Annotated in this window: 24 protein-coding genes and 1 pseudogene; 7 read left to right on the forward strand and 18 right to left on the reverse strand. The window is 67.7% G+C overall.

The annotated features are described in order from the left end of the window. Positions 1-29: 29 nt before the first annotated feature. From ON20_RS22940 to ON20_RS22970, 7 genes are all read right to left on the reverse strand, one after another. A complete protein-coding gene (locus tag ON20_RS22940; protein WP_040838494.1) occupies positions 30-446 on the reverse strand; it encodes a DUF302 domain-containing protein in 417 nt (138 codons plus the stop codon). 40 nt (positions 447-486) lie between these two features. Beyond that, the gene (locus tag ON20_RS22945; RefSeq protein WP_040838496.1) at positions 487-732 is read right to left on the reverse strand and encodes a YgaP family membrane protein; all 246 of its coding nucleotides are present in this window, start codon (positions 730-732) and stop codon (positions 487-489) included. Positions 733-778: 46 nt separating this feature from the next. Further along, positions 779-1048: a metal-sensitive transcriptional regulator gene (locus ON20_RS22950; RefSeq protein ID WP_040838498.1), complete on the reverse strand. Its 270-nt coding sequence runs from the start codon at positions 1046-1048 to the stop codon at positions 779-781. 70 nt (positions 1049-1118) lie between these two features. Continuing rightward, positions 1119-3191 carry an MMPL family transporter gene (locus tag ON20_RS22955; RefSeq protein ID WP_245547409.1) on the reverse strand — a complete coding sequence of 691 codons (2073 nt, stop codon included), beginning with the start codon at positions 3189-3191 and terminating at the stop codon, positions 1119-1121. A 425-nt stretch (positions 3192-3616) separates the two neighbouring features. Beyond that, on the reverse strand, positions 3617-4753 hold the full coding sequence (gene menE, locus ON20_RS22960; RefSeq protein WP_040838501.1) for an o-succinylbenzoate--CoA ligase: 1137 nt from the start codon (positions 4751-4753) through the stop codon (positions 3617-3619). 306 nt (positions 4754-5059) lie between these two features. Then, on the reverse strand, positions 5060-5452 hold the full coding sequence (locus tag ON20_RS22965; protein WP_040838503.1) for a VOC family protein: 393 nt from the start codon (positions 5450-5452) through the stop codon (positions 5060-5062). Between the two features lie 11 nt (positions 5453-5463). Continuing rightward, entirely contained in the window at positions 5464-6357 is an 894-nt protein-coding gene (locus tag ON20_RS22970) for a 1,4-dihydroxy-2-naphthoyl-CoA synthase (RefSeq protein ID WP_040838504.1), read from the reverse strand. 141 nt (positions 6358-6498) lie between these two features. Here ON20_RS22970 and ON20_RS22975 point away from each other — a divergent pair, with 141 nt between their 5' ends. The 3 genes and pseudogenes from ON20_RS22975 to menD form a co-directional block, all read left to right on the forward strand. Beyond that, positions 6499-7155, forward strand: coding sequence for a PaaI family thioesterase (locus tag ON20_RS22975; RefSeq protein ID WP_040838505.1), 657 nt, complete (start codon positions 6499-6501; stop codon positions 7153-7155). Between the two features lie 72 nt (positions 7156-7227). Further along, positions 7228-7674, forward strand: coding sequence for a DUF6918 family protein (locus ON20_RS22980; RefSeq protein ID WP_040838524.1), 447 nt, complete (start codon positions 7228-7230; stop codon positions 7672-7674). Positions 7675-7953: 279 nt separating this feature from the next. Continuing rightward, positions 7954-9585: pseudogene (gene menD, locus ON20_RS22985) on the forward strand (2-succinyl-5-enolpyruvyl-6-hydroxy-3-cyclohexene-1-carboxylic-acid synthase); the annotation flags it as partial. Between the two features lie 80 nt (positions 9586-9665). Here menD and ON20_RS22990 read toward each other — a convergent pair. Further along, entirely contained in the window at positions 9666-9950 is a 285-nt protein-coding gene (locus ON20_RS22990; RefSeq protein ID WP_040838506.1) for an Rv3202a family protein, read from the reverse strand. Positions 9951-10251: 301 nt separating this feature from the next. Here ON20_RS22990 and ON20_RS22995 point away from each other — a divergent pair, with 301 nt between their 5' ends. Together ON20_RS22995 and ON20_RS23000 are read left to right on the forward strand one after the other, a co-directional pair. Beyond that, positions 10252-10716 (forward strand): SRPBCC family protein, encoded by a 465-nt coding sequence (locus ON20_RS22995; RefSeq protein ID WP_040838507.1) that lies wholly within the window; start codon positions 10252-10254, stop codon positions 10714-10716. Between the two features lie 36 nt (positions 10717-10752). Beyond that, on the forward strand, positions 10753-11622 hold the full coding sequence (locus ON20_RS23000) for a 1,4-dihydroxy-2-naphthoate polyprenyltransferase (RefSeq protein WP_040838509.1): 870 nt from the start codon (positions 10753-10755) through the stop codon (positions 11620-11622). 25 nt (positions 11623-11647) lie between these two features. Here the strand turns inward: ON20_RS23000 and ON20_RS23005 are convergent, their stop codons facing one another. The 5 genes from ON20_RS23005 to ON20_RS23025 all read right to left on the reverse strand — a co-directional run bounded on the left by ON20_RS23005 (position 11648) and on the right by ON20_RS23025 (position 14477). Then, positions 11648-12031, reverse strand: coding sequence for a phage holin family protein (locus tag ON20_RS23005; RefSeq protein ID WP_040838511.1), 384 nt, complete (start codon positions 12029-12031; stop codon positions 11648-11650). A gap of 55 nt (positions 12032-12086) precedes the next feature. Next, positions 12087-12668: a Clp protease N-terminal domain-containing protein gene (locus tag ON20_RS23010; protein ID WP_040838513.1), complete on the reverse strand. Its 582-nt coding sequence runs from the start codon at positions 12666-12668 to the stop codon at positions 12087-12089. Then, complete coding sequence (locus ON20_RS23015; RefSeq protein WP_040838515.1) at positions 12669-12890, reverse strand: hypothetical protein; 222 nt, start codon at positions 12888-12890, stop codon at positions 12669-12671. It abuts the gene before it with no gap. Positions 12891-13026: 136 nt separating this feature from the next. Next, complete coding sequence (cds1, locus tag ON20_RS23020) at positions 13027-14112, reverse strand: L-cysteine desulfhydrase Cds1 (RefSeq protein WP_040838516.1); 1086 nt, start codon at positions 14110-14112, stop codon at positions 13027-13029. Then, a complete protein-coding gene (locus tag ON20_RS23025) occupies positions 14109-14477 on the reverse strand; it encodes a DUF4229 domain-containing protein (protein ID WP_040838517.1) in 369 nt (122 codons plus the stop codon). The genes cds1 and ON20_RS23025 overlap by 4 nt, the downstream gene beginning before the upstream one ends. Positions 14478-14661: 184 nt before the next feature. On the opposite strand from ON20_RS23025, the gene ON20_RS23030 reads away from it, so the two are divergent. Both ON20_RS23030 and ON20_RS23035 read left to right on the forward strand, forming a co-directional pair. Continuing rightward, a complete protein-coding gene (locus ON20_RS23030; RefSeq protein WP_040838518.1) occupies positions 14662-14871 on the forward strand; it encodes a BldC family transcriptional regulator in 210 nt (69 codons plus the stop codon). A 50-nt stretch (positions 14872-14921) separates the two neighbouring features. Next, positions 14922-15116, forward strand: a complete 195-nt coding sequence (locus ON20_RS23035; protein ID WP_040838528.1) for a hypothetical protein — start codon at positions 14922-14924, stop codon at positions 15114-15116. Positions 15117-15218: 102 nt separating this feature from the next. Here the strand turns inward: ON20_RS23035 and ON20_RS23040 are convergent, their stop codons facing one another. The 5 genes from ON20_RS23040 to ON20_RS23060 form a co-directional block, all read right to left on the reverse strand. After that, on the reverse strand, positions 15219-15440 hold the full coding sequence (locus tag ON20_RS23040; protein WP_040838520.1) for a hypothetical protein: 222 nt from the start codon (positions 15438-15440) through the stop codon (positions 15219-15221). Positions 15441-15591: 151 nt separating this feature from the next. Then, entirely contained in the window at positions 15592-16575 is a 984-nt protein-coding gene (gene ccsB, locus ON20_RS23045) for a c-type cytochrome biogenesis protein CcsB (protein WP_040838529.1), read from the reverse strand. After that, positions 16562-18208 carry a cytochrome c biogenesis protein ResB gene (gene resB, locus ON20_RS23050; protein ID WP_086009053.1) on the reverse strand — a complete coding sequence of 549 codons (1647 nt, stop codon included), beginning with the start codon at positions 18206-18208 and terminating at the stop codon, positions 16562-16564. The genes ccsB and resB overlap by 14 nt, the downstream gene beginning before the upstream one ends. Then, positions 18205-19035: a cytochrome c biogenesis CcdA family protein gene (locus ON20_RS23055; protein ID WP_040838533.1), complete on the reverse strand. Its 831-nt coding sequence runs from the start codon at positions 19033-19035 to the stop codon at positions 18205-18207. The genes resB and ON20_RS23055 overlap by 4 nt, the downstream gene beginning before the upstream one ends. A 259-nt stretch (positions 19036-19294) precedes the next feature. Next, positions 19295-19918, reverse strand: a complete 624-nt coding sequence (locus tag ON20_RS23060) for a TlpA family protein disulfide reductase (RefSeq protein WP_083865153.1) — start codon at positions 19916-19918, stop codon at positions 19295-19297. Positions 19919-19921 lie beyond the last annotated feature (3 nt).

Genomic DNA, 19921 nt, shown 5'->3' on the forward strand with positions numbered 1-19921 from the left:
CGCACACTGCGGTGCGGGGCGGTGCCCGGTCAGTGCGCGTCGGCGCCGTTGTCGAGGGCGTCGATGGCGGCCTGGAGTTTGGCGCCGGCCTCCGCGGCGATGGGTTGCAGTGCCGGGTCGCCGGTGACCTGGACCAACAGTTGCGGATTCATCGCCTCGACGATGATGGTGGTGGCGTCGGATGCGGGGTCGCGGCGCACGACGACATTGCAGGGCAGCAGCAGCCCGATCTGACGGTCGACGCCGACGGCCCGGTGGGCCAGGGGTGGATTACAGGCGCCGAGGATGAGGTAGTCCTCCATGTCCTCGCCCAGTTTGGCCTCGAGTGTGGCGCGCACGTCTATTTCGGTGAGAACTCCGAAACCTTGCTCCGAGAGCGCGTTGCGTGTGCGGGTGACAGCTTCTTCGAAGCCGGTGTGCAGTGTGGTGGACAGGCCCAGGTTCATGGCGGGGTCATGCCTTTCTGTGGACTGCGAGGGTGGTCGGTCAGGGCTGCGGGTGAGCGCAGGCGCCGGTTCCGGCCGGTATGCCCAGCCGGGCCATCAACAGACTGGACGGGCACCAGCCGACCGCGCTGTAGAGCAACAGGTTGGCGCCGACCAGCACGGTGAGAATCGACCACCACGGGGACACGGTCACCGTGAGTGCGGTGCCGAGCAGCACCATCGTTCCGGCCAGGAGCGGGACCAATCGGACAATGGTCCATTCGCGGTTTCGCCCGGGGCGGGCCATGAGAGCCTCCGTTCGTAGGATGGACCCCGCTTGCCGGCCCGGTCGTTCAGGCCAGGGCGAGGAACAGTTTTTCCAGTTCGTCCACGGTCATCGGGTCGGCGCCTTCGGCGGTGTCCTCGGCGAGGCATTCGCGCAGTCCGGCGGCGACGATCTTGAATCCGGCGCGGTCGAGCGCGCGGGAGACCGCGGCCAGCTGGGTGACGACCTCCTTGCAGTCGCGGCCCTGTTCGATCATGGCGATGACGCCGGCGAGCTGGCCGTGGGCGCGGCGCAGTCTGTTGAGTACTTCGGTGATGGCGGTGTCGTCGCCGACCATGGTGTATCTCCTCGTGTCGTGAACCCCTTCCAACATACCCGCGGGGGTATGTTGGAAGGGCGGGGTGAGGTCAGTGGTGGGCGAAGTTGATTCTCGGGAGCATCCTGCGCAACCAAACCGGCGACCACCAGGCGTGGTGCCCGGCCAGGCGCAGGGCGACCGGTAGCAGAACCAGGCGCACCACGGTCGCGTCCAACAGGACCGCGACGCCGAGGATGATGCCCATCTCCTTCGGTGGTAGCGGCTGGGCCAAGGCGAAGGTGAAGAACACCGCGACCATGACCGCGGCGGCGGCGAAGATCACCCGTCCGGAGTGCGCCAGGCCGTCGACATGGGCGATTCTGGGATCACCGGAGCGTTCATAGTGTTCCTTGGCGGTGGCCAGCAGGAACACGGTGTAGTCCATGGCAATGGCGAAGATCATCGCGAAGAAGAACACCGGCCCCCACCCGTCGAGGAAGCCCTGCGGTGTGAAGCCGAGCAGACCCGCGCCGTGTCCGTCCTGGAAGACCAGCTTCGCCACGCCGAACGCCGCCGCAGTCGAGAGCAGGCTGACCAGCGTACCCAGCGCGGCGATGAGCGGCGCCTGCAACGCGAACAGCAACAGCAGGAAACCCAGCGTCAGAATGACCCCGACAATGAGCGGGAAATAGTCGTCGAGAGCCTGCTGCAGATCGAGGTTCTCCGCGGGTGCGCCACCGACAAGTGCCTGTTCGGGCAAACGATCACGCAGCTGGTCCAGAATCGCGCCCATGCGTTCGTCGGAGGGATCGACCTGCGGCAACGCCTGCATCATCACCAAGTTCGATCCATCGGCGGGAGGCAGACCGGGAGTAACCATCGCGATCCCGTCCGTGTCGGAAGCCACGCGCGCGGTGTCCTGCGCCGCGGCGGCCGGAGCGATGATCTGCAAGGCTCCCGGTGCGCCCGGACCCAGCTGCCGCTGGACCAGTTCGTAGCCTTGTCGCACCGGCGCGTCGGCCGGTACCACCTGGATCGAGGGCATCGCGACCTTCAACCCCGGCACCGGGACCGCCAGCGCGATCAGCAATGCCAGTCCGCCGAGCGCGAAGGGCCAAGGCCGGGCATACAGCAGTTCACCCCACCGCGCGAACCGCGGGGACCGGTGCTGCAGACGCTTGGCATACGGCAGGGATCCGGCGTTGACATTGGCGGCGAGCGCGCCGAGCGCCGCGGGGAGCAGTGTCAGCGTGGCGGCCAGTACGAAACCCACCGCCAGCATGATGCCGATGGCCATCGTGCGCACCGCCGGCGCGGGAACCAGCAGCACCGCCGACAGGCTGACGAGCACTGTCAGCCCCGACAGCACCACCGCCTTGCCCGCGGTGTCCATGGTCTCGGCCACCGCCGTACGGGTATCGGTCGTTTTGGTCAACGCGTCGCGGAAACGAGCGACCAGGAACAGCGCGTAGTCGATACCCAGCGCGAGAGCGAACATCATCGCGAAATTCATCGCCCAGACCGAGATCGGGGTGACGTGGTTGAGCAACACCAGTCCGCCCGCCGAAGCCGCCAGCCCGGCCACGGTCAGCAGCGGCGGCAGCCCGGCCGCGACCAGCGACCCGAACGCCAGCACCATGATCGCCAAGGTCACCGGCCAGGAGAACAACTCGGCCTTGATCATCGCGTCGTGGTTGGCCTTGTTGAAGTCGCTCCACAACGCCGACGCACCGGTCGGATAGACCTCGACGCCGTGGCCCGACAAGGCAGTCAGCGCATCCTTGTGCTCGTCGACGGCCTTGACCATATCGTCGGGGGACGCGTTCGCGCCGGCGATCACGATGCCGGTGTGCCCATCGGGGCCGACCGTCATCCCCGGCTGCGGCTCGATCACCGCACCGAACCGGTCGTCACCGGCGAAGGTCGCCGCGACCTGCCCGATCACCGACCGCACCGTGGGGCTGTCCACGGTGGCGGTATCGGAGTGCACCACCACCTGCACCGCGGCCGAGGAGTTGCCGCCGAAGTGTTGCTGGGCCAGCTCCCGCACGCGCACCGATTCCGACCCGTTGGCCTGCCATCCGGCCCCGGCCAGGGAGGTGAAGACACTCGGTGCGGCCGCCCCCAAGGCGACCAACACCACCAGCCACACTCCGAACACCCAGCGGGTATGCCCGGCCATCGCCGCGCCCAGCCGCGCCAACGGACCACCCGCCGCCTGTCGGGCCCTCGTCTCCGTCACCGTCGCGTCTGTCGCTCTTGTCGTCGAGTCCACATCCTCTCCCTTCATACCCCCGGGGGTATCAATAGGCACCAACATACCCCCAGGGGTATGTAGTTCGCCGAATGGTGACCCACACCACCGCTGTGGAGGCCACTTCGAGCAGCGAACATCCCGGGAGGAAGAGACCTCGATGGCCGAGATCGACCTGTACGTGGATCCGGTATGCCCGTTCGCGTGGGTCAACGCGCGATGGCTGCTCGACACGGCCGGCGCCCCACCGTCATGCCCTCGCCGGCCATACCGATTCCCGGGCTCTCACGTTGGCCGAACCGAGACACAGGTTCCGGACGACCGTGTCCACGATCAGGCCGCGAGCCTCGGCCTCAGGACGCCGAATCGGCCAGCAGACGCTTGCGCAGTTCGGCCCGGTCGGGTTTACCCGGTCCGAGCAGCGGCAGGTCCTCGACCAGCACGAGTTCCCGGGGGGCCGCGACGGGATCGAGTTCGGCGATGATGTGGTCGCGCAACTCCTCCAGAGTGGGTGCGGCGCCCTGGGCGGGCACCACGACGACCGCGACCCGCTGGCCCAGCCGTTCGTCCGGAAGTCCCAGCACCACCGCTTCACCCACGGCCGGATGGGTGGCCAGCACCGCCTCCACTACCTGCGGCATCACCAGCAGCCCCCCGGTGCTGATCGCCTCGTCCAGCCTGCCGGTCACCCGCAGCACGCCGTTGTCGAACGTGCCCGCGTCGTCGGTGCGGAACCAGCCCGGCTCGGCGAACGCCGGATGCTCGGGCAGATTCCGATAACCGGAGGCCAACACCGCGCCGCCGAGCAGAATCCGACCGTCCTCGATCCGCACTTTCACCCCGGTCAGCGGGATACCGTCGTACACGCAACCCCCACAGGTCTCGCTCATCCCGTAGGTGCGGACCACATTGATCCCCGCGGCCCTGGCGCGTTCGTAGACCGACAGCGGTGTCGCGGCACCACCGACCAGTACGGCGTCCAGGTCGGCCAGGGCGGCCGTGGCCGTCGGGGCCTCCAGCGCCTTGATCAGCTGGGTGGGCACCAGCGAGGTGTAGCGGCGTGAGCCGCGCATACTCGCCACCGCGCCGGCCAACGCCTCCGGCAGGAAGCCGCCCGAGACATCGAGGACGGTGGGCTCGGTATCGGCCAGGATGGACCGCAACAACACCTGGATGCCCGCGATGTGGTGGGTGGGCAGGGCCAACAACCAACTGCCCGGTCCACCCAGCCGCTCATGGGTGGCGGTGCCGCTGGCCCGCAACGCCTCGGCGGTGAGCATGGCCCCCTTGGGTACCCCCGTGGTACCGGAAGTGGTTACCACCAAGGCCACATCGTCATCGATGGGTTCGCCGGGGGCGAGGGCACCGCCGAGACGTCGGGCCTCGCGCCGGTCGCCGGTCGGGATCGGCAGCCAGGCCGCCGAACCGCTACCTTCCAGCACCTGACGCAGATGCGGCAGTACATCACTGATCCCGGTGCCGGTCGGCATCGGGAGGGTACGCAAAGTCCTGCTCACGGCAGCGATCGTGTCATGCCCGCGACGCCGCACGCGGAACGGGTCGGGCGGCCGGCTGGGCGGGCCGGGGCGGAGAAAGCAGGATGAACTGGGCCAAGCATGCGACTGCGATTCACTCGTCGGACGGTACGAAAACGGTCGCACCGGGCATCGGCGATCGGGCGGCCATCCCCCATTCGCTATCGTCGCCCGCCACGCACGCCGTTGGCAACTCGATCGGACCGGCGTGTCCGCTCAGCGGACAGCGCGGCTCCGACAGGGCGAACGCGGCCAAGGCCCTCACCCGAAATCACGGGTGTCCCGCCGCAATGGATGTTCCGGCGGCACCTCGACCAGCACGATCGGTACCCCGTCCGGATCGCGCAACCACATCTCGATCAGTCCCCACAGTTCCCGCCTCGGTGCCCGTTCGATCGCGACACCGGCGAGCGCCAATTCGGCGGCCGCGTCGGACACATCGCGCACCTGCAGCCAGATCGCTCCCGCGAAACCGGGGCCGCCCTGCCCGGGATCACCGTAACCGGCCACTTCGATCAGTGATTGACCGGCGAAGAACACTGTCCCGCCCGGATACTCCCGGGCGATGGCCAGCCCCAGCGCGTCCCGATAGAACGCCAAGGTGGTCTCGTAGTCCCGGGGGCGCAGGATGATCCTGCTGCCGAGGATGTCCATTCGGCCTCCGCTCAGAAGTGCCAGGGGTAGGGGGTCCAGTCGGGTGCGCGTTTCTCCAGGAAGGCGTCGCGGCCTTCGATGGCCTCGTCGGTCATGTACGCCATCCGGGTCGCTTCGCCCGCGAACAGCTGCTGCCCGACCAGCCCGTCGTCGGTCAGGTTGAAGGCGTATTTGAGCATGCGCTGGGCCTGTGGCGATTTGCCGTTGACAGCCGCCGACCATTCCAACGCGACGTCCTCGAGTTCCGCGTGGTCCACCACCGCGTTCACCGCGCCCATCCGGTGCATCTCCTCGGCGGTATAGGCGCGCCCGAGGAAGAAGATCTCGCGGGCGAATTTCTGCCCCACCATCTTGGCGAGGTAGGCGCTGCCATAGCCGCCGTCGAAACTGCCGACGTCGGCGTCGGTCTGCTTGAACCGGGCGTGTTCGCGACTGGCCAGCGTCAGATCGCAGACCACGTGCAGACTGTGCCCGCCGCCCGCGGCCCAGCCGTTGACCAGTGCGATCACCACCTTCGGCATGAACCGGATGAGCCGCTGCACCTCCAGGATGTGCAGCCGCCCGGCGCGTGCCGCGTCGACGGTGTCGGCGGTTTCGCCGCCGGCGTACTGGTAGCCGGTGCGCCCGCGGATGCGCTGGTCTCCACCGGAGCAGAAAGCCCATCCGCCGTCCTTGGGGCTGGGACCGTTGCCGGTGAGCAGTACCGCCCCGACGTCCGGGGTCATCCGGGCATGGTCGAGCGCCGAGTAGAGCTCGTCGACCGTATGCGGCCGGAAGGCATTGCGCACCTCCGGTCGGTCGAAGGCGATCCGGACGGTGCCCTGCTCGGTATGCCGGTGGTAGGTGATGTCGGTCAGGTTCTCGAATCCCGGTACGGGCCGCCACAGCTTCGGATTGAAGGTCACATCCTCGATTATCTGCCCCCTGGTGGTGGGCGGGCGGACGGAGACCTCACCCGCACGCGGCAGCCGCTTGTGGGAAAGTCGAATTCACCACATTTCCGCGCGGTGGCTTGACGGCGTAAAAGTACGGGATACGGTGCATTAATGAGCGAGCGGCTGAAACCGACCATCGACGACAGCGCGATTGACTCGGATCGGTACGAACGCCACGGTGGCTTCCCCAAGGTCACCCCGGCGCGGGTCGGCCCGGAGTTCGGCGAATTCGTCGAGGCCATGCGTACGCTGCAGGATCTCGCCGTCTCCGTCGACGCCCCCGACGAGGTCTATACCGCCGCACTCGCCCAGGCCCGGCAGCTCGTCGAACTGCTCGAGCCCTACCGTGCGCCGGAAGCTCAGGGACCCGCCGGACGTGTCATGGACCTGCCCGGCCGCGGCAGTCTGCTGATGCTGCCCTGGACCGTGGTCGAGGCCGGCCCCGACGGTATCGCGATGACGGGCGAATTCCGCCGCTACCACTTGGGCGGCAATGCCGCCGTGCACGGCGGGGTGATCCCGCTGCTGTTCGACGATCTGATGGGCCTGATCGTCCACTTCGCCGGCCGTCCCATCAGCCGCACCGCGTTCCTGCACGTGAACTACCGCAAGGTCACCCCGCTGCAGACCCAACTGTCGGTCCGTGGGCGGGTGGAACGGGTCGAAGGACGCAAAACTTTCATCAGCGCCGAGCTGACCGACGCGCAGGGCACGGTGCTCGCCGATTGCGAAGCTCTGATGGTGGAGTTGCTCCCCTGGCAGCCATAACCGATTATGGGCGGCGCGCTGCGTATAGTTGCGGTGCCCATCTATCGAGAACAGATCCGGAGGATCCTGAAATTGGTTGCTGCACTGTCCGAATCCCTGCTCGACGAGGCCAAGCGCCCGGCCTTCCTCGCCGACGCCGTCCAGGTCCTGGACGCCGAGGTCTCCGATAAAGGCGGTGCGTCCGGCCTGGCCGTGAAGGGTGGGTACGCGGCCGTCAAGAAGATCAGCCCGTCCATCATCCCCGACGCCCTGGCCTCGCTGGCCCCCAAGCTGCTGGAGCAGCTGGAGCCCTACTGGCAGGAATACCAGGCCGCCGGCTCGGGCAGCTTCGCCGACGTACTGGTCGCCAAGGGCGACGAGGTCGCCGAGGCCCTGCTGAAGGTGACCGACGCACGCGCCGAGGCGTCCTCGCGTCCGGCCGTCCAGAAGGTGTACTCGTCACTGCGTTCCTCGGCCAAGAAGAACGTGATCGAGGCCCTTCCCCGCGTCGGCGACCTGGTCCAGCGCCACGCTGCGTAGGACTTGCCGCGCCTTCGGCGCGGCGTGTTCGCGGCCCCCTTGTGGCTCGTGTTTCCGTACCCCGCGACTTGCGCCTTCGGCGCGACGCTGCGGGGCATGGAAACACGAGCCGGGCCGCGAACGGGCCTCGTAGGACTCGGCCCTTCGACGGGTCGGGGAGGTGACGAGGCCCAATCCTGTCTACCGGCCCCCGCACAGTGTGGTCGCGTGCGGGGGACACGGAGATCTGTGAGCAGGTCGACGCAGACATGGGGGGCCGCCGTCTGAGAGGCTGGGATCGTGAATCCGTCAACAGCACAGGCGCGGGTCGTCGTCGACGAACTCGTCCGCGGTGGTGTGCGGGATGTGGTCCTGTGCCCCGGCTCGCGCAATGCCCCGCTGGCGTTCGCCCTGCAGGCCGCCGATGCCGTCGGCCGGTTACGACTGCATATGCGCATCGACGAACGGACCGCCGGTTTTCTCGCGGTGGGTCTCGCCGTCGCCTCCGGCGCCCCCGTGCCGGTGGTGATGACCTCGGGGACCGCGGTCGCCAACCTCGGACCGGCCGTTCTCGAGGCCAATTACGCTCGGGTGCCGCTCATCGTGCTCAGCGCCAACCGGCCCTATGAAATGCTCGGCACCGGCGCCAACCAGACGGTGGAACAGCTCGGCCTGTTCGGCAGCCAGGTGCGCACCACCATAAGCCTCGGGCTGGCCGAAACCGAACCCGGCGGGGACCGGGGCGATTACACCTGTCAGAACAGTGTCTGGCGGTCGGCGGTGTGCCGGGTGCTGGCCGCGGCCCGCGGCACCCGTTCCGGCAATGCCGGGCCGGTGCACTTCGACATCCCGCTGCGTGAACCGCTGGTCCCCAACGCCGAGCCCGAAGCGGTCACTCCGGCGGGGCGCGCCGACGAACGTCCCTGGACCCAGACCCAGTACGCCACCCTCGACGTTCCCCTCGAGATCGATCTCACCCCCGATACGGTCGTCATCTCCGGACACGGTGCCGGGCTGCGTCCGGAACTGTCCGAACTACCCACGGTTGCCGAACCGACCGCGCCCATGCACGGTCCGGTCCTGCATCCGCTGGCCCTGCCGCTGCTGCGGCCGCGGCAGGCCATCATCACCGGCCGGCCCACCCTGCACCGCCAGGTGTCGAAGGTGCTGGCCGATCCGGACGTCACGGTGTACGCGTTGACCACCGGGCCGCGCTGGCCGGACGTGTCGGGCAATGTGGTCGGCACCGGCACCCGCGCGGTCATCGTCGGGCGCCCCGATCCGGCGTGGCTGAGCCGCTGCCGGGACCTCGACGCCCGGGCCCGCGAAGTCGTCCGCGTCGAACTCGCCCGGCATCCCAAACCCACCGGGCTGCATGTGGCCGCCGTGGTGATGGACTCCCTGCGCGAAGGCGATCAGCTGCTGCTCGGCGCCTCGAACCCGGTCCGCGACGCCGCCCTGGTCTCCCATTCGCGGCCAGGTGTCCGTGTCCTGTCCAACCGCGGCGTCGCCGGTATCGACGGGACCGTGTCCACCGCGGTGGGCGCGGCGCTGCACCATCCCGGCCGTACCATCGCGCTGATCGGCGACCTCACCTTTCTGCACGACGCGTCGGGACTGCTGATCGGGCGTGGCGAGCCACGGCCGGCCGATCTGACCATCGTCGTCGCCAACGACGACGGCGGTGGCATCTTCGAATTGCTCGAACAGGGGGACCCGCAGTACGCGGGCGTGTTCGAGCGGGTATTCGGCACACCGCACGGTATGGACCTGGCGGCGCTGTGCGCGGCCTACCGCATTCCGCATCGGCAGGTCAGCACGCGCGAACTCGCCGCGGAACTCGCCGATCACGCGTCCGGGATCCGGGTGCTGGAGGTGATCACCGATCGCGCGGGGTTGCGCGAACTGCATGCCACGGTGCGGGCCGAGATCGGCCTGGCGACGATACCCGTGCCGGATCTCGTACCCGCCGCGGAAACCGGTCGCGGCTCCTGGCGACCCCGAGGCCGCCGTTACGGCTCCTCGTCGGCGTAGGCGCCGTCGTAGTCGTCCACGAGCGAAACGGGGATGGACTGTTCGGCGACATCGGCCGGGTCGGCGTCCCAGTCGTCGCGAGGCTCGGGGATCGGTGCCGTCTCATCGGGTGTGGGGAAATCCTCGGGGTACACGCGGGAGTCGGTATCGGAGTACGGCGTGTCGTCCGGGTAGGCCGGGACGGACTGCTCGGCGAGATCCGCTTCGGGCACCGCGTCGGCGACACGGTAGTCCGTGGGGCGGGGGGTGTTGCGCTCGGTCATTGTGGGCTCCTCTCCGCGTTGCTTCTCCGGGGGTACCCGGATTGGGGAAAACAGTCCAACGTTTCGAGCATGCTCCGCTCCGGGCGATCGGGCAAGTAGGCTCGAACCGGGAATTCACCCTGTTGCGAGGTGGATCACAGAGGTCGTGTCAAGGCTCCCGCGTCGCTCGGATCCACCATCGCCCTCCCCGGCCCGTGGGCGGCGGGTCAGCGGCCCGACACAGGGGAATGCGGACGAGGGAACACGGCGGCTCGGCGTCGATTACATTTCATCCGACCGATTGGTCGCTTACATTGTCGCAATGGCCGAATTCGAGGTGGTACGTCAGACCGTCATAGCAGCCGAACCGGCCCGCGTGCACGGTCTGATCGATAACTTCCGCGAGTGGAAGCAGTGGTCGCCCTGGGAGGATCTCGACCCCCAACTGCGCCGTATGTACAGCGGACCCGATACGGGACCCGGCGCGCGCTACGCATGGGAGGGCAACCGCAAGGCGGGCGCCGGCACCATGGAGATCACCGACAGCTCCGAGCGGGAGATCCGGGTCCGGATGTCGTTCGAGAAACCGTGGCGGGCCACCAATACCGCCGTCTTCTCGCTGCTCCCCGCGCCGGAGGGTACCAAGGTGGTCTGGCGGATGACCGGTACGCAGACCTGGTTTATGGGGCTGCTCGGACGGTTCTTCCCGATGGACCGGCTGCTCGGTAGGGATTTCGAGAAGGGGCTTGCGCGGATGAGAGCCGCCGCCGAGGCCGCCCCGTCCTGAATCGCTCGGTCCGGCTCGGCGGATTAGGCTGCGGGAATGGCTACCGCTGCACAATGGATCGAGGGTGCCCGGCCCCGCACTCTGCCGAACGCCATCGCCCCGGTTCTCGCCGGCACCGGCGCCGCGGCCGCTCTCGACGCCGCAGTCTGGTGGAAAGCCGTTCTGGCGCTTGTGGTCTCGCTGGCACTGATCGTCGGGGTGAACTATGCCAACGACTACTCCGACGGTATCCGCGGCACCGACGACGAACGGGTCGGTCCGCTGCGACTGGTGGGTTCGGGCCTGGCCTCGCCCGCGGCCGTACGCGCGGCCGCCGTCGGCAGCCTCGTCATGGGCGCGATTTTCGGCCTGGTGCTCGCCGTGGTATCGGCGTGGTGGCTGCTGCCGGTGGGCGCGGTCTGCCTGGCCGGGGCCTGGTTCTATACCGGCGGTAGCACACCGTACGGCTACCGCGGTTTCGGAGAAGTGGCCGTTTTCGTCTTCTTCGGCCTCATAGCCGTCCTGGGCACCCAGTTCGTCCAGGCGGAACGGATCGACTGGGTCGGCGTGGTGTGCGCGGTCGCCGTCGGATCGTTCTCCAGCGCGGTCCTGGTCGCCAACAACCTGCGGGATATTCCCACCGACACCGTATCGGGGAAGACGACGCTGGCGGTGCGGCTCGGCGACCCGCGAACCCGCACCCTGCATCTGGTGTTGTTGGCGATCCCTTTCGCGGCAACGCTGCTGCTCGTCACGCGGACCCCGTGGGCCCTGGTCGGCCTGCTGGCGCTTCCGCTCGCGCTGCGGGCGAACGCTCCGGTTCGCGGCGAAGGCCACGGACCGGAGCTCATTCCCGCCCTGCGCGATTCGGGACTCGCGCTGCTGGTGTGGTCGGCGGCCACGGCGCTCGCCCTCGGCCTGGGCTGAGGCCTGCGACCGCGGAGCGAACAGGTCAGTCGTTGTCCGGCACCAGGATTCCGAGCACCCAGTTCACGACCGTGATGATGATCGCGCCGATGAAGGCCGCCCAGAATCCATCGATCCGCAGACCGTAGTCGGTGGCCTCGGTGATCCAGGCCGTCAGCCAGAGCATGAGCGCGTTGATCACCAACAGGAACAGGCCGAGCGTCAACACCACCAGCGGCAGCGAGAGCAGTTTCACCAGTGGTTTGACAAAGGCGTTGACCACGGTGAAGACCACCGCTACCGCCAGTAGGACAACGATTTTGGCGCCGGTGCCCTGTTCCTCCGGGGAGACGATCTCGATCTTGTCGACCCACACCGAGGCCAACCAGATGGCGAACGCGGTGCTGATCAACCGAAGCACAAGCTGCATGCAGCCATGCTATGTCGGGAGTATCGACACCCGCCGGTCAACCGCCGAGACGCCCTCACGCCGCCCGGTCGAGCAGCGCGTGCACCTGCCCGCGCAGACGCGCGATTCCTTCGTCGCCGCCGAGCAGTTCGGCGGTGGCCGGGTTGGGTGCCCGCAGGATCCCGAGCAGGATATGCGCGGATTCGATGGCCTTTTCCCGCCGCGCCACCGCCTCGCGCAGCGATAGTTCCAATACCTTCTTGGATTCCTTGCTGAACGGGATATGGCGATACCCCGTTCCCCGGCCGAAGCCGAACAGTCCGCGCGGCTCCGGCGGCAGGGCTCGGTCGAGCGCGTCGGCGCCGAAACTTTCCGCCAGACTCTCCCGCACGGCGTCGAGGTCTATTCCGATGGCCCGCAGGGCCTCGGCGTCCTCGGGGCCCAACGGCTCGCCTTTGCTCTTGTCGGCCAGGTCTCTCCGCACCCCGTCGAGCGTCAGACCCGCCTCGGCCAGTAGTGTCGCCAATTCCGCGCCACCGTGCGAGAGCAGTCCGAGCAGCAGATGCTCCACCCGAATATCCGGGGATCGCAATTCCCGAGCGTCTTCCTGGGCCAGGACGACGACCGTCTTCGCGTCCCGAGTGAATCTCTCGAACATCTACCGAGCCCTACCTCTCCGGTTGTACTTCTGATGGACCGCCTGCTTGCTGACCTCGAGCGCGTCCGCGATCGCCTGCCAGGACCAGCCCTGTTCGCGGGCATTGGCCACCTGGATGGCTTCGAGCCGTTCGAGCAATCGCCGCAATGCCAGTACCGCCCGTAACCCCACCGCGGGGTCCGGACTGCCGGCCGCCGCGGCCAGTGTCGTTGCTTCCGTCATATGTCAATTTTGATTGACGATCCGTCCGCATGTCAACAAAAATTGACATCAACGGTGTGGCGAACAGTCATTCGTGCCACGTACGGCCGGAGAAGCGAACCGTCCATGCCCGCTGGAGCCGGACGGTACAGGGGGATCAGTCGCGCCAGCTCCCCGTGGCGTGGAAATACTCCAGGGTTTGCGTGGGCGCACCGAGATCGAGTTCCTGCGCGGCGACCCAGTCGTCGTCGTAATAGGTCCCCGCGTACCGATCGCCACCGTCACAGAGCAGCGTGACCACACTGCCGCTGCGGCCCTCGGCGATCATCTCCGCGATCAGCGCGAAGGCACCCCACAGATTCGTACCGGTCGAACCGCCGACCCGACGGCCGAGTACCGCGCTCGCGTGCCGGGCGGCGGCGATGGACGCCGCATCCGGAACCTCGAACATCCGGTCGACCACCTCCGGAACGAACGACGGCTCCACCCGGGGTCGCCCGATACCTTCGATCCGCGACGGCATCCCGGTCGAGTAATCGGCGCAGCGGGTCTCGTAGCCGCCATAGAACGCGGAATTCTCCGGGTCGACCACCGCCAGCCGGGTCGCGTGCCGACGGTAGCGGATATAGCGGCCGATGGTGGCACTGGTCCCGCCGGTGCCGGCGCCGACCACGATCCACTCCGGCACCGGATGTGTCTCCAGCGCCATCTGGTCGAAGATCGACTCGGCGATATTGTTGTTGCCGCGCCAGTCGGTAGCGCGTTCGGCATTGGTGAACTGGTCCAGATAGTGTCCGCCGCATTCGGCCGCCAGTCGTGCCGCTTCGGGGTACATATCCGGCGCGCGCTGCACGAAATGGCACCGCCCGCCCTGCGCCTCGATCAGGGCGACCTTCTGCGGCGAGGTCTTCGCCGGCACCACCGCCACGAATTCGAGCCCGAGCAGTTTGGCGAAATACGCCTCACTGACGGCGGTGGACCCCGACGAGGCCTCCACCACGGTGGTATTCGCGGTGATCTGGCCATTGCACAGTGCGTACAAGAACAGCGACCGCGCCAGCCGATGTTTCAGGCTGCCGGTGATATGAGTGGACTCATCCTTGAGATAGAGCTGGACATTCCACTCGACGGGCAGCGGATAGCGCAGCAGATGCGTATCGGCACTGCGTTGGGCATCGGCGTCGATGAGCCGTACCGCATTGTCGACCCAGTCCCGAGAAGTGCTGTGGTCGCAGGACTTCACGCGTCACCGTCCGACGCGCCGGGATCGTCGACATCCCCGCGCAATCGGGCGCGCAACTGCGCCTTGTCGCGCCGCCGGCGTTCGTCGACGGCTGCGATGTCCTCGTTGACCCGCCCCCGCAGCCCCTTGAACAGGACGAGCGACAGCGGCATGGCGATGATGATCGCGAAGAGTATCGCCACCACCAGCGGCACCTGCACCGAGACCAGCCGAGCCACCAGCACGATCACCGCGGTGACGACCACGACCAGGACCAGTCGGGCCAGGGTGTAGAGCGCCAGGTTGCGGGCCAGCCGCCGTCCCACCGGCGCGCCGGGCCTCGGAGCGGCTGCGGCGTCCTCGGGGCGGGTTGCGTCGTCACTCACGCCATCAAGCTTAGGACTCGCTCCCGAACGGCCGGCGGGTGGCGGTGCGCCGCCACAGTGGGGCGAATATCCGAATTGTCTATTACCTCCCCTTTACCAAAATTAGATGGTTCGAGTACCCGGGGTGATGAGTGCAACTATGTCGACACCTATTAGGGATTGTGTCGAAACGGAGAGGTTTGCCATGACCGCGAGCACCGTCGGCGCCCAGGACACCTTGTTGACGCCGGGCCAGGTCGCTGCCCTGTTCCACGTCGATCCGAAGACCGTCACCCGGTGGGCCCATGCCGGTCGCCTCGGATCGCTGCGCACCCCGGGCGGCCACCGCCGGTTCCGGGAATCGGAGGTCATGCGGCTGCTCGAATCGCTCACCACCGAGGCGAGCCCCCGCTGAGATGTGGCCGGACGGTCCCGGAGCTACCCTCGATACAGGAGGTGAGCAACGTGACGTACCTGTTGGCACTCATCGCGGTGGTGACGATCGCGGTGCTGTGCTGGAAGGCGTTCGGCCCCGAGCGGAAGACCACGCCCCGACCGACCCGTAACCGGATCCTCGGCCCGGACGACGACCCCGAGTTCCTCTGGCGTATTTCCCGCCCGCAGCATCGCGATGGTGAGCCGGGTTCCGCCGAGCACTGAGCCGTCCCGGTTCCCACCGAGAACCGAACCGTCACGAAATCGCGAAACAATATATCCGCCGGCCGCCATCCGGCCGGCGGATATATCCGTGCCCATCACGGCTCAGTCGAACGCACTACGCTCGGGCAGCCCCTCGGCCAGACGTAGTTCGTCGGCGAATCTGGCCAACCGCTCCTGGGACTCCGCGGACAGCCCGATCGCCGCCCGGATCAACCGGAACAACGAACCGTGCCCCATTCCGTGGGTGAAGACCACCCGGGTAGCCCCGGGTATACCGCGCATATATTCACCGATGCTCTCGGTGACATTCTCCGAATCCACCACTGCTGATCTCCTCGGATATCGCCACGGCCGATACGGCCGTGCCATGAGAGGACACAGGCGCGCTAATACGTAGCACGCGCAGAGTGCTGTGATGTTCAACACGGATGGGCCGGTACCCAACCGATGCCGTGTTGATGCACACGGCCCGATTTCAGTTCAGCCCGGCATAGGAGTGTAGCCCAGAGACGACCAAATTGATGATGAAAAGGTTGAACAGCATGGCCACGAAGGCGGCGACGTTGATCCAGGCCGCCTTGGTGTCCCGCCAGCCCGATGTCGCGCGGGCGTGTAGATAGGCGGCGTAGAGCACCCAGGCGATGAACGAACAGGTCTCCTTGGGATCCCAGCCCCAGAACCGCCCCCAAGCGGCCTCGGCCCAGATCGCACCCAGGATGACACCCGCACCGAACAAGGGGAATCCCACAATGGTGGTGCGATAGGCGAGCCGGTCCAGGGTGCGGGCATCGGGTAGCCGAGCGGCGATGGCGCCGAGGATATCGCCCGACTCCGCCCCGGTGGGCCGGCGCAGCCGATACAGGAACAACAGGCTGGCCACCCCGGAGACCAGGGCCACCCCGCTGCCCACGCTGACGATCGTCACATGCAGCGGCAGCCAGAACGACCGCAGCGCGGGTACCACCGGCGCGGCGTCGGCGTAGAGCACGGTGCCCGCCAGGAACAGCAGAACCAGGACCGGCACCAACAGGAAGACCCACATGGACCGGTAACGCCGGTCCCGCATGAACACCAGGCCGGCCACCACCGCGGCCGCACAGGCCATGGTGACGAATTCGTACATATTGCCGAGCGGGAACCGACCGGTCGCGAAACCGCGCAGCACGATCGACAGCACATGCACGGCAATGGCCACGAACAGCACCGAGAAGGCCATATTGCCCACTCGTTCGGACAGTGGAAGCCGCGGCGCCTCGCTGACCTTGCCGGGAACCCCGGCAGCCGGCGCGACAGGTTTCTCCGTTCCGCCGCCGGCGAGCACGAGCTCGCGTTCACCGACGTGGCGGACACGCGCGGAGGCGTACTGCGCGATCGACAGCACCAGCACCAGCGCGTACACGACGATCGCCGTTTTGAAGGCGAGGTCACTGTAGCCGGCGAGGGTCTCATCGATCGGCATCGTCATCTCCTGTACTCGTAGGGCCCGACGCGTCCAACAACCGATGACGGAGGCGGTCGAACTCGCCGACCCAGCCGGCCTGATCGGTGCGGGCCAGCCCGCCCATCTCTACTACAACACGTCGTTGGTCAACGGTACCCTCCGGGACCACCCGGAGCCACACCCGGCGCCGAGCCACCAACAGCGACACCAGCAGGCCGCCCATCATGGTCAGCGCGCTCACCAGCACCCACTGCTGCGCCGGATCATGGGAAACCTGCAGGTTCACGAACTCCCGGGCGCCGTCGAAGCTCACCTTCGTACCGTTGGGCAGGGTCGTCGACTCACCCGGACGCAGGTTGACCCTGGCCTCCTTCGTCAGTCGCCCCTGCCGGACCAACTCCTGGTCCAAGGCGAACAACGACTGCGGACGCCCCGTGTCGAGGCCGGTATCGCCCCGGTAGACGTCGACGGCCACGGCCGGATCCGTCATCGCCGGGTACACCGAGGTGAGCAGCGAACCGTGGAAGCTCGCGGTCGGCGCGAACAGACCCTCGATGGCGATCTGGTTCTTACGCCGCTCCGTGTCGTTCGGATACAGCCCGCCCGGCGGATCTACCCGCAACACCCCGCTGGACAGGAAGGTCGTCATATCCGACGGCTGCCACTGGACCGTCTCGGTGCGCCTCTGGCCGTCGGGGAAGGTGACGGTGAACGTGGGGGCGTAACCGTGCCCCTGCAGATAGACGCGATCACCGCCGACGCGCAGTGGGTGGTTCACCCGGACGGTGGTGTCGCGCCAGGTGTTCGCCTCCAGATCCGCGCCCGCTTGATAGGCGATCTCGGAGGTGAACATCTCGGCCTGGCCGTTGTCCAGATAGTCGGCCCGGAAATTCTTCACCCGCACGCAGAGGGGGGTGATGCCGGTGCCGTCATTGACGTTGCCGGCGCGGAAGGAATCGAAGACCGCGGGCGAGGTGGTACAGAAACCGGGACCGTCGTCGGCGACGACGATCACGCTGCCCTCATAGCCGAACAGCTTGCCCACGGCGACCGCCACCAACAGACCGACCAACGCCAGATGGAAGACCAGATTGCCGAACTCGCGGATATAGCCCTTCTCGGCCGAGAGGGTGAGCTCGGCTTCTCCCGCACCGGTCCGCACCTCGGTCCGCCAACCGCGCAACCGCGCGCGGGCCCGCTCGATCACCTCCTCCGGTGTGCCCTCCGCCGTACCGGCGTAGTGGTGCGGCAGCCGGGACAGATTGCGCGGTACCCGCACCGGAGGGGTGCGCAGCGCCCGATAGTGGTCCACCGCTCGCGGCAGAATGCAACCGACCAGCGAGATGAACAACAACACATAGATGGCGGTGAACCAGAAACTGCCGAAGACATCGAACAGTTCGAACCGGTCCATCCACAGGCCGAGCACCGGCCGGTCGGCGATATAGTCGGCAACCTTCTGCTCGTTCAGGCTCCGCTGCGGCAACAGCGCGCCGGGAATGGCGGCCAATGCCAGCAGGAACAGCAACACCAGCGCGGTCCGCATACTGGTGAGACCGCGCCAACCGTTGCGCACCACGGCCCACACGCGGCGTGGTGGGGACTGGCGGGGTGGTCGAACGGCCGGCGCCTCCGGAGTCATCACGGTCATATCGGCAGGGTCACCTCGGCGACGAACACGTCGCGCACCCAGGCGACGAACTGGTCCCAGGCTCCGGTGACAAGGGCGATCCCCACCGCGACCAGCAGGATTCCACCGAACACCTGGATATTTCGACTATTGCGCCGCAGCCAGCCCACACCGCGCAGCGCGGTCGCCGAACCGAACGCCAGCACCATGAACGGCAGCCCGAGCCCGAGACAGTAGGCGACGATCAGCACCACGCCGCGGACCGCGGTGGTGCCGTCGGTCCCCGCGGCCACCGCCATCACCCCGGACAGTGTCGGTCCGAGGCACGGGGTCCAGCCGAGCGCGAACACCCCACCGAGCAGCGGTGCGCCCACTATGCCGGTCAGCCGCCGCGGCTCCATCCTCGTATCGCGCTGCAGCGCGGGGATCAACCCGAGAAACGCCAGGCCCATCACGACGGTCACCACACCGCCCAGCCGCTGCAGCAGTTCCCGGTTCATGTTGAGCGTCTGGATCACGCCGAAGACCGTGGCGGTGGCGAGCACGAATACCACGGTGAAACCGGCGACGAACAGTCCGGCCGCCCCCGCAACCCGAAGCCGGCCGCCCCCGCCCCTCGGTTCGGCCTCGGTGACGAGGGTGCCGGCGCGGCCCCGCGCCTCCTCGGCCTCGGCCACCGTCACCGGCGGCGTCTGCGCGCCCACCAACCCGGCCAAATAGGACAGGTAACCGGGCACCAGCGGCACCACACACGGTGAGGCGAACGACACCAGCCCCGCCAGCAGGCACGCGCCCAGCGCCAACAGCAGCGGCCCCGACGAGGCCGTCTGCTGGAACGATTCCCCCATCCCGGCCGCCACGATCACGGCGATCTACGCTCCGCGTCCCGATCGCCGGCCGCGGACCGCTCCTCGGTCGGGCGGGTGCTCCGGTCGGTCGGGCGGGTACCCGACGGCCGCGAGTTCGACACCCGGCGATCACCACCGGGTGTGACGGCCGGTTGCAGCGCCCATGACCCGAGCGTCGACCGGACCAATACCTCGGCACGTACTCCACGCGGCGGCCGGGTCGCCCCGTACCGCCGCACCCCACGAGACCGCAGGCTTCTCATGACACTCCCTCCGCGGCGATGCGCTGCACCACCGGCAATAGATCCTCGGCGAGCAGCGCGCGCAGGAAGATCGCCGCCACCCGATGATCCCGATCGAGCACCAATGTGGTGGGAATAACCGTCGTCGGGAAGTTCCCGCCGAGCGCGAGCAGACTGCGCATCGACGGGTCGTAGATCGACGGATAACCGACCTGGTTGTCGGTGACGAAATCACGTGCTTTGTCCCGATTGAAATCGCGGACGTTGATCCCGAGGAATGCCACCCCCAGATCCTTGGTCCGCTCGTAAACCTGTTCCAGCGCGGGCACCTCGGCCCGGCACGGGCCGCACCACTGACCCCACAGATTCAACACGACCACCTGGCCGGGGAAATCGTCCACCGAAACGGTCTCGTCCGACATCACCTCCGGCCCGGACAGGTTCCCGATGGTGCCGCGCGAATCGGGTGGGTTGTAGTAGATATCGGTCTGCCCACCCGGCGAGACGAATTCGAAGGTGCCGCCGTTCGCCACGGCGTCCGACCCCGTCGAACATCCCGCCGCCGCGACCAGACACAACCCCGCGACGAGCAGGGAAACCAGCCGCAACAGGCCCCCACTCACGCCGGTCCGACGGGGCATGAT

Origin of the sequence: Nocardia brevicatena NBRC 12119 (assembly GCF_000308495.1) — a bacterium.
Classification (GTDB): domain Bacteria; phylum Actinomycetota; class Actinomycetes; order Mycobacteriales; family Mycobacteriaceae; genus Nocardia; species Nocardia brevicatena.

What these genes read in the sequence shown, in the direction of transcription:
- ON20_RS22940 (WP_040838494.1), bottom strand. Translation starts at nt 446, where the DNA reads ATGAACCTGGGCCTGTCCACCACACTGCACACCGGCTTCGAAGAAGCT.
- ON20_RS22945 (WP_040838496.1), bottom strand. Translation starts at nt 732, where the DNA reads ATGGCCCGCCCCGGGCGAAACCGCGAATGGACCATTGTCCGATTGGTC.
- ON20_RS22950 (WP_040838498.1), bottom strand. Translation starts at nt 1,048, where the DNA reads ATGGTCGGCGACGACACCGCCATCACCGAAGTACTCAACAGACTGCGC.
- ON20_RS22955 (WP_245547409.1), bottom strand. Translation starts at nt 3,191, where the DNA reads ATGGCCGGGCATACCCGCTGGGTGTTCGGAGTGTGGCTGGTGGTGTTG.
- menE (WP_040838501.1), bottom strand. Translation starts at nt 4,753, where the DNA reads ATGCCGACCGGCACCGGGATCAGTGATGTACTGCCGCATCTGCGTCAG.
- ON20_RS22965 (WP_040838503.1), bottom strand. Translation starts at nt 5,452, where the DNA reads ATGGACATCCTCGGCAGCAGGATCATCCTGCGCCCCCGGGACTACGAG.
- ON20_RS22975 (WP_040838505.1), top strand. Translation starts at nt 6,499, where the DNA reads ATGAGCGAGCGGCTGAAACCGACCATCGACGACAGCGCGATTGACTCG.
- ON20_RS22990 (WP_040838506.1), bottom strand. Translation starts at nt 9,950, where the DNA reads ATGACCGAGCGCAACACCCCCCGCCCCACGGACTACCGTGTCGCCGAC.
- ON20_RS22995 (WP_040838507.1), top strand. Translation starts at nt 10,252, where the DNA reads ATGGCCGAATTCGAGGTGGTACGTCAGACCGTCATAGCAGCCGAACCG.
- ON20_RS23000 (WP_040838509.1), top strand. Translation starts at nt 10,753, where the DNA reads ATGGCTACCGCTGCACAATGGATCGAGGGTGCCCGGCCCCGCACTCTG.
- ON20_RS23005 (WP_040838511.1), bottom strand. Translation starts at nt 12,031, where the DNA reads ATGCAGCTTGTGCTTCGGTTGATCAGCACCGCGTTCGCCATCTGGTTG.
- ON20_RS23010 (WP_040838513.1), bottom strand. Translation starts at nt 12,668, where the DNA reads ATGTTCGAGAGATTCACTCGGGACGCGAAGACGGTCGTCGTCCTGGCC.
- ON20_RS23015 (WP_040838515.1), bottom strand. Translation starts at nt 12,890, where the DNA reads ATGACGGAAGCAACGACACTGGCCGCGGCGGCCGGCAGTCCGGACCCC.
- ON20_RS23030 (WP_040838518.1), top strand. Translation starts at nt 14,662, where the DNA reads ATGACCGCGAGCACCGTCGGCGCCCAGGACACCTTGTTGACGCCGGGC.
- ccsB (WP_040838529.1), bottom strand. Translation starts at nt 16,575, where the DNA reads ATGCCGATCGATGAGACCCTCGCCGGCTACAGTGACCTCGCCTTCAAA.
- resB (WP_086009053.1), bottom strand. Translation starts at nt 18,208, where the DNA reads ATGACCGTGATGACTCCGGAGGCGCCGGCCGTTCGACCACCCCGCCAG.
- ON20_RS23055 (WP_040838533.1), bottom strand. Translation starts at nt 19,035, where the DNA reads ATGGGGGAATCGTTCCAGCAGACGGCCTCGTCGGGGCCGCTGCTGTTG.
- ON20_RS23060 (WP_083865153.1), bottom strand. Translation starts at nt 19,918, where the DNA reads ATGCCCCGTCGGACCGGCGTGAGTGGGGGCCTGTTGCGGCTGGTTTCC.